Source organism: Runella zeae DSM 19591 (assembly GCF_000423565.1).
GTDB classification, from domain to species: domain Bacteria; phylum Bacteroidota; class Bacteroidia; order Cytophagales; family Spirosomataceae; genus Runella; species Runella zeae.
This window is the reverse complement of the sequence record NZ_KE384037.1, coordinates 236,367-250,141: the sequence shown is the minus strand read 5'-3', so window position 1 is coordinate 250,141 and position 13,775 is coordinate 236,367. Positions and strand designations below refer to the sequence as shown.

The following is a 13,775-nucleotide window of genomic DNA, read 5'->3' as shown; positions in this document are numbered from 1 at the left end:
CTCATTCGGCGTTTGCTACTACTTTTTCTACACTAATGCCCATGCTCAAAATTTCAGGCAAAGGATCTTGACGCATGTACTGTCTTATCTTAAAAGTATATTTGCCTTTGTGTGGGAAACGAAAACTTTTGAGAGCGATGATTTTGTGGTCAAACAAATCTCCTAACCCGTCACCGAGCGGTTTGCCACTTTTTTCATCCATCAAAATCAATTCATTGAGCGCTTCGTTGACGATCTTCTTTTTTTCATTAATCAAAAACCGCTTGACGTATAAGTTGTAATAAGGATATCCAATGCTATTTCTGACTAAATAGTAAACATTATAAGCTTGAGTTGTATCGGTGATTTCGAAGGTAAATGTAGGTTCGTATTTGATAAACCATTGACCATCTTTGATGTCGTCGTGGCTTTTATAGACGGCATTTGTGTCGCAACCTTGTAGAACCCACAAGCCCAAAATGGCAACTCCAAAACAAAAATACTTCGCAAGTTTTACGAAATTCATAAGATTGAAAGGGTACATTACCCTAATATTTTGATTTTTTGACGAATTCTCAAAGGTATTGAATCCCGTTCAACAAGCAAAATTCCAATACCATACAACAAACATAACGCTAAATGATAAGGAACTGACACCCATAAGTTCGAAATTTTGAACAAAGAAGAAACATAAATCAGCAGCCCTGCGCTCACAATATACCCCAAGGAAGAGGCTACGTGGTAGGGAACAGGGTAGTATTTTTCGCCTAAAAAATAACAAACTAGGCACATAACAAACGTAGAGGCCAAAAACGACCAAGCACAGGCGATATACCCGAGTTGAGGAATCAGTAAGATGTTGAGGGTGATAGTAACAAGTGCCCCAATTCCCGAAATCAAAATACCAAAATTGGTTTTATCGGTTAGTTTAAACCAAAAAGCTAGATTGTAGTACACACCCATAAACAAATTGGCCAGCGAAAGTATAGGCACGACGATCAGCCCTTCGCGGTAAATTTGGTTACGTAAAAAGAGAAAACCAATGACGTCGTTGTTGAGGCTAACTACTACCCACAGCCCCACGCATACAATTACAAACCACTTCATCACTAGTGCTAAGAGCTGGGGAGCGTTTTTGTCTTGGGCATTGGAGAAAAAGAAGGGGTCAGCAGCAAATTTGAATGACTGCACCGCAAGCTGCATGAGCATCGAAAGCTTATAGCACTGCCCATATATACTCAAGGCGTCCTCTGAAGTGCGATTTGGATAAAATCCTTTTGGTAGAAGATGCTTCAGAAACATCCGGTCGGTCATGGTATTAATCATTCCAATCAAGCCCAAAATCATGACTGGAAAAGAATAATTCCAAAGCTCAATGAAAAGTTGCTTATCAAACTGAAATTTAAAATCAATAAACAAGTCTCTTAATAACCAAATAAAAAGAGCATTGGAAATAAGATTAGACAAAAAGATATACTCAACCGACCATTCGGGATTGTAAATCAAGGCTACTTCATTGCTCAATTCCAATAAAAATAATCCTTCATAAATTCCTTTACAGATTACTAAAAAGAAAACATTGAGCAGAATGTTTACCAAAATATTAACAATCTTAACGTAAACAAATCGCTTCGCTTTGCCCTCTAACCTCAGACGAGCAAAGGGAATGTTGACAATGGAATCAATAAACATAATCACTGACAACCATATGATGATATGGGCTTTGTCAGGATAATCTAAGGCTTGGGCAATGGCAGGAGCTCCTAAAGCCACCGAAAACGACAATACCCCCGACAATACAATGACAGAAGTGAGGGTTTGGTCATAGTATTTGCGAAGTTCACCTGTTTTGGACGCATAGCGAAAGAAACCTGTTTCGAGCCCAAACGTATAGATAATATTCATGACCGCTACAAAGGCAAACAAATCGACCGTAGGGCTCAGCTCACTTGGTTTGCCAAAAATCCAAGTGTGCAACGGAACCAATAAGTAGTTGATAAATCGCCCAACAATGCTGCTTAATCCATACAGGGCTGTTTCGCTAGCCAGTTTTTTAAGTACGCTCATTTTTAGCCAATGGCAATTAAGTAAACAAACCGTCAAAGATAGAGGGGTTTTGTGGGCTGTAAAAATTGATTTTTAAATTTTGCTCACAAAAAGGAACCTACAAACAAATGATTCTGGTTAGTTTTGAAACCCAAATTGATTAATCAACTCCTCCAAAGATGTCTACGCTTTTAGATTTTGTCGGAAATACTCCGCTTGTTGAGCTCAAAAAACTCAACCCCAATCCAAATGTAAAATTATTGGCCAAACTCGAAGGTCACAATCCTGGCGGTAGTGTGAAAGACCGCGCGGCTTATAGCATGATAAAGGGTGCAGTGGAGCGGGGCGAAATCAAGCCGGGTATGAAACTAATCGAAGCTACAAGTGGCAATACTGGCATTGCATTGGCCATGATAGCCCGCTTGTATGGAATTGAAATTGAGCTTACCATGCCCAAAAACTCAACCCGTGAGCGAGTATTGACGATGGAGGCATTTGGAGCAAAGGTAATCTTGACCGAAACCATAGAATCAGCCCGCGACTATGCAGATGCTAAAGTAGCGGAAGGTGGGTATTTGATGCTCAATCAATTTGCCAATCCCGACAATTATATGGCGCATTATCGCTCCACTGGCCCTGAGATATGGCGCGATACAGACGGAGAAGTGACGCATTTTGTATCGTCAATGGGAACTACTGGGACGATTATGGGAACTTCGATGTTTTTGAAAGAACAAAACCCGAACGTACAAATTGTAGGATGTCAGCCTACGGATGGGTCGAGTATTCCGGGGATTCGTAAGTGGCCGCAAGAATACCTGCCCAAAATCTTTGATGCTTCACGCGTAGATACTGTCATGGAGGTTTCACAAGCCGATGCTACTCATATGGCGAGAGAATTGGCCAAAGTAGAAGGCGTTTTTGCGGGTATGAGTAGTGGAGGCGCCGCACACGCGGCGATTCAGCTAGCAGGCCAGTTGGATGAAGGCGTGATTGTCTTTATCGTTTGCGACCGTGGCGACCGCTATCTTTCTAGTGATTTGTTTGGGTAATCGAATGAGTTTATTTAAAAAAGGATTTGTATTTGAGGGAAGGATTTTCTACGAAATGCCATGACATCCATGCTAGTGGTAACACAAAGACAAATGCTAAGAGTATTTGTTGATACGAAGGCATGGTCGCGCCCCAAAAATGAACAATAGTTTGCTGAATCGGGAAAGCATAAATGTATATGCCGTAAGAATAATCACCGTTTTTGCCAAAATTGTTGAGCGGTCCTTTCAAAAAAGCAAAATACATAACCAAGTAACCAATGCTAAAGTATCTAGCCCAAGTGATAGCTACTAAAGGGATATAACCTGCTTGGGCAATAGGGTACAAGCCTAGCCATAAGACTATGGCCGATATAGCTCCTGCCCAATGTAAAGGGATTTTGTCTTGATAAATGTAAAACAACATTCCCAATACAAAATAAATCCCAAAATCTACTAAGTGAAATATGTTTAAATTAATAAACATGAGTTGTTTATCACCTTGGAAATAAGGGTGATAAAAGCAAAAAAATAAGAAAAAACAGCTAAAACTGATGAGAAACCAATGCCATTTGTTTCGATATAAAAACACCACCAATATCACAAAAAGATACATAGTAAACTCATAGGGAAGTGTCCATAGTGAGCCGTTAGGACTTTTATGGGGGTTTGATTCAAATACTCCGGGCAATGTATCATGATAAATAGGATACAACTTGATATGATCTAAAAAGTAATAAGTACGAATATTACCAAAATACTCAGGAAGTGAAAGGGTGGTATTGATGGGGCCAATGATAAATATCACGAATAAAAGCGAAACAAACAGGCCGGGTATTATTCTTAAGACCCGCTTTGATAGATAAGAAAATATAGAGGCCGTTTTAAGACCACTTTGTATTATTAAGTAGCCGCTTATTACAAAAAAGATACATACCGCGATATGACCTGAGGGAAAAAGCCCTAAACTGCCTACTTCGATAGCATCTGGGCGTGCATTGAGTGGATATACATGACCAACAATTACAAGAGATGCGGCAAAAAACCGTAAAAAGTCAAAGTTGTTTGTTTGCTTCATTAAGGATGTATCATTTTACTTTTGTAAGCGATGAATTTTGGGATAAAAATTCACATTAGGCATATTAATCAAAGATTTTACACGTTGATATGATAGAGGTATTTGCCTTTATGTCAGCGTGATAAGATTTAATAATCGCCTATTTACTTATAAAAGTAAAATGTACCAATGATTATTTACTTAACTTTTTCGTATATGGCATCGGCAATTGCTTTCATACCTTTATCGTTTGGATGTCGTGCTACGTCTGCATTGGTGAAAAGGCCGTAGGCGTAGTTAGTGCTATCGTTGCCAATTGCTTCCAAACTTACCCAATCATAGCCATTTTCGAGGGCAATCTCTCTTAAGACGGCATCTGTATTGGGATAATCTCGCCAAAATGTACTCGTAATCACAACTCGCGCATTAGGATGCTGCTTTATCATATTGATGTATCTAATCATAACGGATTTGTAAGTACTACCCGGAATTTGCCAATCTTTGTTGTTTTCGCCTAAGCGAATGATGACTAAATCACTTTCTCTAAAACTATCTCCAAAATCTTTTTCAGCTTGTTCAAAGTCATAATTAAGAAAATCGTGTTCGATACGAGCGGTAGGAAATACCCTTGTAGTAAGACTAGGGTTATTGATTTTAAGATAGTTTTCTAAAATAGATTTATAATCTTTGTCAGCAGCAGAAGCGGCCATTCCCCAGTCTCCAGTCCAACCTATAGGTTCGTATGGGCCATGTTGGGTTATACTGTTTCCTGCAATTATTACTTTATTATAATAAATATTGAAGTTGAAAGTTTTGATTTCAGAGGTTTTGTTCCCTATCCTATTTCGTACAGAAAGAGTCCCTGATTTTTTTAATTTTGTCTGTTCACCTGTATTCCAATCGGACTCATAATCCCATTTGTATTCTGTTATTAAGGTTGTATTATTAGTACTGATGTTTTTTTGTACTGTCGATGATAAAAAATCGATGTTTGTATTGAAAGGGTACAATCCACTTTCTAAGTTGATAAAAGGGCTTGGTACAATTGTAGTAGTATCAGGGGGAGGAGGCGCTACCCCTTTGATTACTCGGACAGTAATAATAGGGCACTTAATATTATTGCAATCTCCTGGAACCTGTGAAAATCCATTATAAGTAAGAAAGAACAAAGACCAAATAATGCCTATTTTGATGAACTTAATCATGTCCGTAAATATTATGGGTTAGCAATCTAGTTTGCTAACCCTCAAAAAGTATGCCAAAATTAAAAAAAAGTGATGTATTAGTTAATGGGCATACATTTACGGAAGTTTGGTTCTAGAAAGAATGTTTGTTAGCGTTTGAGGACTTTAATCGACTTTATTTTCTTTTCTTTGTCATAGACTCCTAAAACATAAGTACCCGATGGCAAGCTTAGAGAAGCTACGTTGATATAAGCGACATCGTCGACAATGGTGATAACACTAGCACTCAACTTAATCACTTGGCCAGAAGTACTTACTAGTTGATATTGAAGATGTTGTGGGTCTATTCCCGTAGGAAGCTTGATATTACATACACTTTCAAAAGGATTAGGGTAGACTTGCCACTCGGAGAGAACTTGGCTGGCAGTGACAGTAAACCAAATTTGGGCGGAACTAACCTTGACAGAGTCATTGTAGGCGATAGCTTCCAGCAAATAACGCCCCGCAATGGGCATAAAGCCCGTTTCTTCGTCAAATAAAGCAAATGGAAAACGAGTAGCGGTAAAGTTTTTTTGATACGGCCCACGTAGTGAGAAGTCTACTTTTGACGCGAGGGTTTCGCTATTTGCGTAAATGGTGATACGCGGAGGGAGGGCATTTTCAGTTAAGATATCATTGTTTTTTAAATCCCTTATTTTTACCCGTGTTCCGACCTTGCCTGCTTGTATGAGTTCAAAACTCAGTTTGGCTTGTTTTACTTCTATTTGAAAAGTCGTGCTAGTAGATGTTTCGTCATCATCTACGGCTCGTATTGTGACCGTAAAAAACCCAGGCGTCGTGGCAATCCCCGAGAGTTCGTTGTTTTTAAAAGTAAGCCATGAGGGTAGATTAGGTGCTTCTATTCGGTCTACATACCCGTTGGTATCATAAAAAAGGGAATCGGCTATTTTATAATTAAATCGTTGGGTAATAAACAATTGAGCATTTGGGATAGAGTACCTCAAAATAGGAGGTGCATTGAGGGTTCCAGTCTCTGTGACTTTGATAACAAAGGTGGTTTGTACCGAATCTCCCACGGTGTCATAAGCTCTAATGCCTACCCGATACTCTCCCAGCTGCGTAGGAGTACCTCTTAAAGTAGTAGTTGGAGCGTCGAAAGTAAGCCACGAAGGAAGGTTTACTGCCTTGATTTGGGTGATTTGCCCGTCAGGGTCAGCAAACATAGAAGTAGGAATTTTGAAGCGAAAAGCCCGATTGATACCAATGTCCTTTACGGGAAGTGGTTGTTTTACAATGGGTAGCTGATTAAGAATTTTGACCTTAAATGAAGTTTCAACAAAGGCACTATCTTCATCATATCCCCTCAATGTAATCGTAAAAGTACCTTGCTCACGCGGATAAGCCGAAAAATCTTTGGGGGTAAAAGTCATCCACGGGCGAAGTCCAAAAGTTTGGATTCGGGCGATGGTTCCGTCAGGGTCATCAAAAATATCCCCATAGAATTGATAATAGATTAATTGTTCGAGCTGTGACTCAAAGTCGGGGATAGTATTTTTTACAATGGGTTTTTGGTTAACGTTTACAATCGAAAGTTTAAAAGTAGTTTCTACACTTGCGCCTTCATCGTCGGTAGCCTTAAGTTTGATTTGGTAGTCGCCTAATTGTTCAGGAGAAGTGCCCGAAAATGCGCCGTTGGAGAAGGTAAGCCACTGAGGTTTTTCGAGCACCTCGATTCTGACAATTTCGCCGTCTGGATCCGAAAATACTTCTTTAGGTAAGGTATAGTTGAAACTTCTCTTGGGTTTGGTGGCGCGGTTGCCGATTGGTTGTGATACGATAGGAGGAACATTGACCGCTAAGGGACGCCAATATTCCTCACTCAAAATATCTTCGGTCAAAGGAATGTGGATAGGAGAGGCATTTTGTGCATATTGTTCCTGCCATTTTTTCTGGTTGTTGGTCAGCGAAAAATCCAAGGCTTCGGTGAGGGTATAAGGAATCTCGCGAGAAGCCTGAATAGCATTGAGAGGAGCATTGAGCCATTTTTGAGATATGTTTCTCAATAGCTGCATTGACGCAGGCTCTACTGCTCCTACTACAAAAGTCACTATTTTACAGCCGTGTTCAAAGCATTCGTCAAATTGACGAATTAAGCGATCCGTGGGAGTTTGAGAGTAGTAAAACACTTCGTTTAGAATCCACTTATTGGTAGAGTTTGAGCGCATTACGTCCGTAATCCAGCGGTGATTATAGTAGGGGTCATTGTGTACTTTGTTGCCGTCGGCGAGTTGGCCTAAATCTTTGAAGGCATAGGATACAAGCATAGCCGAAAAATCGTCGGTGACTGTCCCAAACTCATTGACGATTTTGTAACTATTGTTGATCTCTTTGACTTTGCCGATGGTTGTATTGATAAAAGTTTTAAGTTGAGAATGTAAAAAAATATACCAATCTTTTCCAGATTTTTGTCGAAAAGCAGGTAGCGGATTATAAGATGTATTGGGGGGAAGTAGCGTCTGAAACGACGTAAATTTGGTTTTGCAATGATAGTTCAGCTTATTTATGGTTTTGTAACGCGCTTGCGCCCATTGGCGATAGGCTGAGATAGAAGAGGTAGAATAATCATAACAGGCAAGATAGGCTTTATCGTTGCCAAATTGATTTTCATGCGAGAAACCTAATTCTTGGGTTGGCAAATTCCCAAACGAAACATACAAAATTTTGCCTTGCTGTTGGTAAGTATTGTAGCGTTGGCATACCTCTTGGATAAAACGTTGGGCTTTCTCGACCGTAGGCTGATGGGCAAAACTAAAGCAAGTACGGCTATAAACACCATTGAGAGGTCTTCCCAAGTCATCTTTCATAGTTTCGTCGGCAGTCCAAAAACCGTCTAATCGGTAACTGAGCCGATTTACCATGATTCGCAAGGCGATTTTAGCGTTGGTCTTAGCGATATATTCTATTTGACGGTCGTATTGTCGCCAATCTCCCGCAGAAGTGGCGGTTTTATAAACTTCATCCCATTGAATAGTAAGAGCCACTAGGTTACATCCGTTTTGAATAGAAGCCTCAATGATGTCCAGACCGGCTTCGGGACTAGGGTCCAAATTGAGCAGCTGAAGGCCAACGTAGCGTTGTTGGTCACTGTTTTGGGCAACGACATTGGGCGCAAGTATACTAACCGCCCCCCACAAAAGTATTAGGATACAAAAATTGATAGGGTATATAAAGCTTTTGCGAGTCATATTTATTGTTTTATCACTTTGAAGGTTCGCCAAGTGGCATCTTCAGTTTGTAATTTTAAAAGATACATACCCGGTGCGAGCTTTAATTGGCGTAAATTAAGCGAAATCAAGCCTTCGCTTCTAAAAATAGCTCTTTCAGGTACTCCTATCTCTGCCCCTAGCAAACTGACAAGCCGAATAGGGGGAGAGGTTTTGCCTACTGGTAATTTGATATTGATAAAGTCGAGCGCAGGATTGGGATATACAGACCAATCATCGATTTCGGTTGGAAGGCGAGTGGTAGGGTCAGTGGGTAATATTTCAAATTCGTAGATAGTGGATGCAATAAGGTCTTTCTTAAAATAAGCGGTACCCTTCAAAGCATACTTGCCCGCAATCGCAGGCATGCCTAAATCTCCTTCATAAAGTGAAAAAGGAGAACGATCCGTGTACACTGTGCGTGATTGACTTCCAGTAAGTTCTAATACGAAGGTGTCAAAGATAGCGTCGCATGAAGAATAAACATTGATAAAAGGCGGTAACTCATGCTCTAAAAGACGATCGTTTGGTCTTAATCTTTTTAGTAAAATACGCTCTCCTGGGCGGCCTGCTTTGATTAAATCAAAAAGAACAGTGGGGTAGTTAATACTAATTTTGAGCGTCGTAGAAACCATGGCTTCTTCGTCATCATAGGCGCGGAGCATCACTAAGTATACGCCTACGGTATCTGCTAATCCTCGGATTTCGCCGTTTCGGTATTGAGCCCATGGGGGTAGTCCTTCTATTTCAATCCGACTTATGAAGCCATCGCTATCCATAAAAATACTATCTTTTATGGTGAAAATCAGCGGCTGCTTGTAGAGTCCAATCGCTTCGGGGTATGGTTTTTTAACAGTAGGAGGGCGATTGAGAACTCCTACTTCGTTGACCATGATGGTAAAAGGGGTCTCAATGCTAGCACCATCGTCGTCGGTAGCTTTTAGTGTAAAACTATAAGTCCCAATCTGAGGAGGAATTCCCCTAAAAACTCCTCCTTGAAACGAAAGCCAATTGGGTAAATTAATAGCCTCTACGCTACTAATCAGTCCATCCAAATCTCCAAATACTTCTGAGCTAAGTTTGTAAGAAAAAGAACTATTTACTCTTATGGTTTTGGTCGGAAGGGCATTTTTGACGAATGGGTGCCTATTGATAGAACCTCTGAGCGAATCAGCGAGCAGGTCTTCTACCATCCGAATTTCGACGGGCTGACGATTAGACGCTGGTCCTGCTTTGTTGCTCCATTCGCTGTAGACTCCCCCACTGAAATACCCAAACTCTAACACCTGAGACAGGTTATAAGTCATGAAGGACTTAGCTTGGGGCGGCGTAAAGGGAACTTGTAACCATTTAGGAACGGCTTTTTGAATGATAGGGCGCATTTGCTCTAAAATATTCCGAGTCCCAATCACGATACTAATCCAGCGGGCACCGTGGGCAAAATTCTCGTCAATCTGTTTGACAACTGGCTCTTGGCCTTGTCTGAAATCTGGGAAAACTTCGTTCAGAACCCATTGCCCTGGTAATACATTGCTCCTCAAAACATCGATTGAAAAACGGTGGTCATAGTGTACGTCATCGTTGATTTTGACGCCATCGGTGGTAAGATTTAAGTCCCGAAATGCCAAACTTCCACAAACTGTACTCAGCTGATCAAAAACAGAACCAAAATCTGTAATAACCCGATAGTGAGGATGTACCGATTTGATGGTTTGGGTAGTTTGTTCAATAAATTGCTTGAAAATAGCATGTCTAAAAACATACCAATCTTTGCCTGCATCTCCCCAAAATATCTGGTCTCGGTTTTTGAGAGAAGTAGGAGGCACAACCTCTTCAAAACCATTGTATTGAGTTTGCCAAGCTACATTCAAACGAGCGATTTTTTGATACTTCCTGCTTGCCCAGATTTTAAACTCGTCTTTCATCGAAGGGGAATAGTCAAATACCGTAGCGTAGGGGCTGCCGTTGGGGTTGTTTTCGTGATAATAGCCTGTTTCTTGGGTAGGAGTAGAGCACACGGAGACCCAAGATATTTTGCCTTGCTTTTGAAGCTCAACGTAGCGTTGGCATACTTCTTTGATAAACTCGCGCGCTTTTTCTACCGAAGGGCGATGGGCATAGGAGAAAAAGGTGCTTGCATAGCCCGCCACTAAGGGTTTGCCTTGTTGGTCATGCTGTCGTTGGTCTGCGGTCCAAAAACCCTGAATTCGTCCCTCATTACGTCCTAAATAAATTCTTAGCGCAATCTTGACCCCCAATTTTTGGGCTAGTGCAATCTGGGCATCGTACTTTTGCCAGTCGGGCTGCGACGAAATGCTGGGATATACTTGGTCCCAATGAATAGTAAGATGGACGGCGTTGCAGCCGGCTTTGACGGCATCTTCGAGTATGTCCAAATCGACGTCGTTTCTACGGTCAAGATTAAGTAGCAAAACGGCTAAATACCGTTCATTGTCGTCAGCTCTAACGACTTTAGGTATCCACATTGCTCCGATACTTATCCACCAAAAACACCACCAATATTTCATGAAACATTAAAATTAAAAAGGTTGAAACCTTGGTTTAATTCTGCTGATTCAAACTCATATTTTAACATAAAGTTTGGCAGCATTAAAATGTTTGGGGGTGATATGGTGTAAGTAAAAATAATTTATCATAAGGATTAGTAGTTTAGAATGGTGTTTTGGTAGAAAGCTCTAAAAAGTTTCTAAAGCCAGAAGTAGTTGAAAGTGAGCTTATTTAATTCTTAACATGCCTCAGTACATTCAGTTGGTTACAAAATTAAGTAGCTCTTATTGAAATGTTACAATTTTTGGTAATAAAACAATAACGTTAGGAGATAGCTCTCCATTGTTTTATGTCCTCTACATAAAAAAATCCCCAACGACGCTGTCAAAGCTTCTGTTGGGGATTTTGGGATAAGAAAGCATCTATTTTTAATCGTCGTTAGCGTCAGAATGACTACTGTTAGGCGCTTTGATGATACCTCTTTCTGAATTACGAATAAAATTAACGATTTCGTCCCGTTCGATAGAAGAAGGCAACTCAATTTCAATCTGCTCTAAAGCTTCTGTATTGTTGAGGCCTCTCAAATAGATATAGCGGTACACCTCCTGAATTTCATTGATTTGTTGATTGCTATATCCTCTTCTTCTTAGACCGATGGAGTTGACACCAGCGTATGAGAGAGGTTCTCGGGCTGCCTTGGTGAAAGGTGGTACATCTTTTCTTACTAAAGATGCGCCAGATACCATAGCATGAGCACCAATTTTGCTGAATTGATGAATCAAACTTGCCGCACTTATAATCGCCCAATCACCAATATGAACATGCCCTGCTAGCTGAACTGTATTGCCAATGATACAATTGTTGCCAATACGGCAGTCGTGGGCTACGTGGGCATAGGCCATAATGAGGCAGTTGGCGCCTATTTCGGTTTTCCAATACTCTTCGGTCCCTCGGCTGATGGTCACATATTCTCGGATAGTTGTATTATCACCAATATAGGTAACTGTGTATTCGCCTTTAAATTTGAGATCTTGAGGAATAGCGGAGATGACGGCACCTGAAAAAATCTTACAATTTTTTCCGATTCGGGATCCTTCATTGATAACGGCATGCGAGCCTATCCAGCTACCTTCACCGATTTCGACGTCTTTGTGGATAATCGCAAAGGGTTCAATGACTACATTATGAGCGATTTTTGCTTCAGGATGTATGTATGCAAGTGGTTGAATCATTCTTTGGATCAGTAATTCATAAGATTAAGTTTACAGCAGTAGTTTTACCATAAACTTGAGGGGTTGTTAATCCTTATATTATTTTTTTCTAACTAAGCTCGCGGTCATATCAGCTTCGCAAACAAGTTGGCCAGCTACATAACCTGCCCCGTGCATTTTGACGATGCCCCGTTTGATAGGTGCCGTAAATTCACATTTGAATATGACAGTATCACCAGGTACGACATTGCGACGGAAGCGGCAATTTTCGATAGCTGCCAAGAAAGGCCAATAGTTTTCGGGGTCGGGTTGAGAACTAAGAGCCAAAATAGCGCCCGTTTGTGCCATTGCTTCCATCTGTAAAACTCCTGGCATGACTGGATTGTTTGGAAAATGACCCGTAAAGAAGGGTTCGTTCATGGTGACATTTTTCAAACCGGCTACGCTGTTTTCATCCATATAAACGATTTTATCAATCATTAAAAACGGATATCGGTGAGGTAGAAGCTCGCAAATACGCTTCAAATCCATCACTGGAGCTACTTTGGGGTCATAGTGGGGCACATGGCTTTTAGAAGATTGAACCAGTTTCTTGATTTTCTTAGCCAAAGCTACATTGGCAGCGTGCCCAGGGCGAGCAGCTAAAATTTGACCTTTGATGGGGCGCCCTACCAATGCCAAATCTCCAACTACATCGAGGAGTTTATGGCGGGCCATTTCGTTAGGATAATGTAGTTCTAGATTGTTAAGAATGCCCACATTTTTGTTAACCCCAATTTTGGGTTTGTTCAACAATTGAGACAAATAATCTAGTTCGCCTTCTTCTACATCTCGGTCTACGATGACGATAGCATTGGTCAAATCTCCTCCTTTGATGAGATTGGCTTTATAGAGTGCTTCTAGCTCATGCAAAAAACAGAAGGTGCGGCAGGAAGCTATTTCACGAGAGAAGGTTGTGATATCGTTGAGAGAGGCGTGTTGGCTACTGATTACCTTCGAATTGTAGTCAACCATCACAGTGAGTCGGTAGTCATTAAGAGGAAGGGCTACCATCTCAATGTCTTTTTCAGCATTGATATACCGAACAGGTTCTGGTATTTCGAAATAATTTCGAGAGGCGTTTTGCTCCACAATGCCCGCATCTCTTAAAGCTTCGACAAACTTGATAGAGCTACCATCCATGATGGGAGGTTCGGGTCCGTCGAGTTGGATAAGCGCATTGTCGATTTGAAGACCCACTAGGGCCGCCAGGGTATGCTCCACGGTATATACCCGTGCTCCGTTTTGTTCAAGTGTGGTACCGCGAGATACATCTACTACATTGTCAACATCGGCGTCGATGATAGGCTGACCTTCTAAATCGATGCGTTGAAATTTGTATCCGTGATTGATAGGTGCGGGAAGAAAGGTCATCGTGGCGGAAACACCTGTGTGTAAGCCTACACCCGATACCGACACGGATTTTTCGATGGTTTGTTGTTTAATGTTCAACATTC

9 protein-coding genes are annotated in these 13,775 nt (G+C 41.0%); 1 reads left to right on the top strand and 8 read right to left on the bottom strand.

What is annotated here, in order from left to right; genetic code table 11:
* Nucleotide 1: 1 nt before the first annotated feature.
* Nucleotides 2-505, bottom strand: coding sequence for a gliding motility lipoprotein GldH (locus G563_RS0121925; protein WP_028667196.1), 504 nt, complete (start codon nt 503-505; stop codon nt 2-4).
* 17 nt (nt 506-522) lie between these two features.
* Nucleotides 523-2,046 carry a lipopolysaccharide biosynthesis protein gene (locus G563_RS0121920; RefSeq protein WP_028667195.1) on the bottom strand — a complete coding sequence of 508 codons (1,524 nt, stop codon included), beginning with the start codon at nt 2,044-2,046 and terminating at the stop codon, nt 523-525.
* Between the two features lie 158 nt (nt 2,047-2,204).
* Between G563_RS0121920 and cysM the strand changes: the two genes are divergently transcribed.
* The gene (gene cysM / locus G563_RS0121915) at nt 2,205-3,077 is read left to right on the top strand and encodes a cysteine synthase CysM (RefSeq protein WP_028667194.1); all 873 of its coding nucleotides are present in this window, start codon (nt 2,205-2,207) and stop codon (nt 3,075-3,077) included.
* 10 nt (nt 3,078-3,087) lie between these two features.
* Here the strand turns inward: cysM and G563_RS35555 are convergent, their stop codons facing one another.
* The 6 genes from G563_RS35555 to G563_RS0121885 all read right to left on the bottom strand — a co-directional run bounded on the left by G563_RS35555 (nt 3,088) and on the right by G563_RS0121885 (nt 13,770).
* Entirely contained in the window at nt 3,088-4,134 is a 1,047-nt protein-coding gene (locus G563_RS35555) for an acyltransferase family protein (RefSeq protein ID WP_051211127.1), read from the bottom strand.
* A 176-nt stretch (nt 4,135-4,310) separates the two neighbouring features.
* Nucleotides 4,311-5,318: an SGNH/GDSL hydrolase family protein gene (locus G563_RS0121905; RefSeq protein WP_028667193.1), complete on the bottom strand. Its 1,008-nt coding sequence runs from the start codon at nt 5,316-5,318 to the stop codon at nt 4,311-4,313.
* A 128-nt stretch (nt 5,319-5,446) separates the two neighbouring features.
* Entirely contained in the window at nt 5,447-8,542 is a 3,096-nt protein-coding gene (locus tag G563_RS0121900) for a putative Ig domain-containing protein (protein WP_037327800.1), read from the bottom strand.
* A gap of 2 nt (nt 8,543-8,544) precedes the next feature.
* Nucleotides 8,545-11,088 carry a putative Ig domain-containing protein gene (locus G563_RS0121895; protein WP_028667191.1) on the bottom strand — a complete coding sequence of 848 codons (2,544 nt, stop codon included), beginning with the start codon at nt 11,086-11,088 and terminating at the stop codon, nt 8,545-8,547.
* Nucleotides 11,089-11,496: 408 nt separating this feature from the next.
* Complete coding sequence (gene lpxA / locus G563_RS0121890) at nt 11,497-12,300, bottom strand: acyl-ACP--UDP-N-acetylglucosamine O-acyltransferase (RefSeq protein WP_028667190.1); 804 nt, start codon at nt 12,298-12,300, stop codon at nt 11,497-11,499.
* A gap of 78 nt (nt 12,301-12,378) precedes the next feature.
* Entirely contained in the window at nt 12,379-13,770 is a 1,392-nt protein-coding gene (locus tag G563_RS0121885) for a bifunctional UDP-3-O-[3-hydroxymyristoyl] N-acetylglucosamine deacetylase/3-hydroxyacyl-ACP dehydratase (protein WP_028667189.1), read from the bottom strand.
* Nucleotides 13,771-13,775 lie beyond the last annotated feature (5 nt).

Coding starts and splice junctions, on each gene's coding strand:
- G563_RS0121925 (WP_028667196.1), bottom strand. CDS start 505: ATGAATTTCGTAAAACTTGCGAAGTATTTTTGTTTTGGAGTTGCCATT.
- G563_RS0121920 (WP_028667195.1), bottom strand. CDS start 2,046: ATGAGCGTACTTAAAAAACTGGCTAGCGAAACAGCCCTGTATGGATTA.
- cysM (WP_028667194.1), top strand. CDS start 2,205: ATGTCTACGCTTTTAGATTTTGTCGGAAATACTCCGCTTGTTGAGCTC.
- G563_RS35555 (WP_051211127.1), bottom strand. CDS start 4,134: ATGAAGCAAACAAACAACTTTGACTTTTTACGGTTTTTTGCCGCATCT.
- G563_RS0121905 (WP_028667193.1), bottom strand. CDS start 5,318: ATGATTAAGTTCATCAAAATAGGCATTATTTGGTCTTTGTTCTTTCTT.
- G563_RS0121900 (WP_037327800.1), bottom strand. CDS start 8,542: ATGACTCGCAAAAGCTTTATATACCCTATCAATTTTTGTATCCTAATA.
- G563_RS0121895 (WP_028667191.1), bottom strand. CDS start 11,088: ATGAAATATTGGTGGTGTTTTTGGTGGATAAGTATCGGAGCAATGTGG.
- lpxA (WP_028667190.1), bottom strand. CDS start 12,300: ATGATTCAACCACTTGCATACATACATCCTGAAGCAAAAATCGCTCAT.